General features: G+C 76.6%; 1 protein-coding gene. It reads right to left on the reverse strand.

Going from position 1 to position 1,633, the window contains the following annotated elements:
• Positions 1-646: 646 nt before the first annotated feature.
• The coding region (locus tag CCN72_RS35200) for an ATP-binding protein (protein ID WP_143664316.1) at positions 647-1,633 on the reverse strand (987 nt) is incomplete at its 5' end.

Genomic DNA, 1,633 nt, shown 5'->3' on the forward strand with positions numbered 1-1,633 from the left:
GAGGGCGCCGATCCGCGCAAGCCCGGGAAAGCGAAGGCCGCCGGTGGGCAAGGGCTGGTCTGCGGAAGCCCGGGCGGGCGAGGGCCGTGGGGTGGGCGAGGGGCGGTCCGCGCATACCCGGAGCAACGGGGCCCCGCCGAGAGGGGAGAGCGCGAGCCCGCACAAGCCGGGAAGAGCGAGACCCCGCCCGGTGGCCGGGGCCGATCCGCACCGGCCCAGAAGAACGAGGCCCTGCCGAGAGGGGAAAGCCCCGGTCCACGCAAGCCCGGAACGAGGAGACCCCGCCGCGATGGGAGAGCCCCGGCCCACCCGGACCCGAAACAGCGACACCCCGCCGGGCACACGACAGCTGATCTGCGCAGGCCCGCAAAGACAAAGGCCACCGCACGCGCGCGAGCGGGCAGCACAAGCCCGGAAGGACGAGGCTCCGTCAAGCCGGCGAGAGCCGAGCCACGCGGTCCGGAAGGCCAAGACCCCGCCGAGGTCGGCCGGCGCCGGCCGTGCAGGGGGGCGTAGGCGAGGGCCGGGTCGCGCACGCCCGGAACGACGAGGCCCCACCGGGAAGCGTGAGGCTCCCCGGTCGCCGGGGCCGGGCCGCGCAGCCCGGGAGGGAGGACCCGCCGCGTGGGGCAGGGCGCGCGGTGCGTCAGTTGTCGTGCTCCGGGAGGACCAGGCGGAACGCCGCTCCCGTCAGGGCGCGGTTGTCGGGGTCGAGGACCTCGATGTCGGCGGAGACGTCGTCCGTGGCGCGGGACTGGAGGAAGCGGCGGACCCGGTGCAGGCCCCGGCCCCGGCCGTCGCCCCGGGTGGTCCAGGTGGGGCCGAAGATGCGTGCGGGGCGCGAGCGGGCCCGCTCCGGCAGGCCGGGGCCGCTGTCGCGCAGGACGACCAGCACCTCGGGGCTCTCCCGCTCCACCAGGATCTGGAGCACCCCGTCCTGCCCGGCGAGCGCCTCCGCCGCGTTGTCCATCACCTCGTAGAGCACCGCGCGCAGCACCGGCTCGGGCACCGCGACCCGCAGCCCGGGCGGGCAGCGCACATCCAGCCGGACATGGGGGTGCGCCTCCGCGAACTCGGGTCCCAGGGAGGCGAGTAGCGCGGCCGGTTCGGAGTCGAGGGTCCCGGACGGGTTGAAGTCCTCTTCCGCGAGCTGGAGTCGGGCCTCCTCGGCGAACTCCTCGTACGCGGAAGGCGCTTCACGCAGGCGGGCGTACACCGGCACGGTCGCGTAGCGATTGAGGTGCCACGCCCTCGGACCCTCGCCCCCTTCCTCCCGCTCCAGGGCGAGCCTGCCGAGCAGCACGGTGAGCTGCTGCTCGGCCTCCGCGCGCAGGGCCCGTACGACACCGCTGAGCGCAACCCGCAGCTCGTCGCCGCCCGGCACCACGGCCAGCATGCCGCGGCGCACCAGCTCGTCGACGGCGGCCAGGACGCGCTCCCTGACCCAGGGCTCCGCGCCGCACGCCTCCGCCATGTCCGCCGCCTCCTCTCGGCCGACCTGCCCGCCCACCGCGTCGCTCGCCGCCAGCGCCGCCCACCAGGCCGCCTCCGCCGCGGGCCCGCCGCAGCGGGCCGTCAGCTCCTCGCGCAGGGCATGCGTCAGCGCCTCGTCCCGCTGCCAGCCGCCCTCGGC

Origin of the sequence: Streptomyces murinus (assembly GCF_002154555.1) — a bacterium.
GTDB classification, from domain to species: Bacteria; Actinomycetota; Actinomycetes; order Streptomycetales; family Streptomycetaceae; genus Streptomyces; species Streptomyces murinus.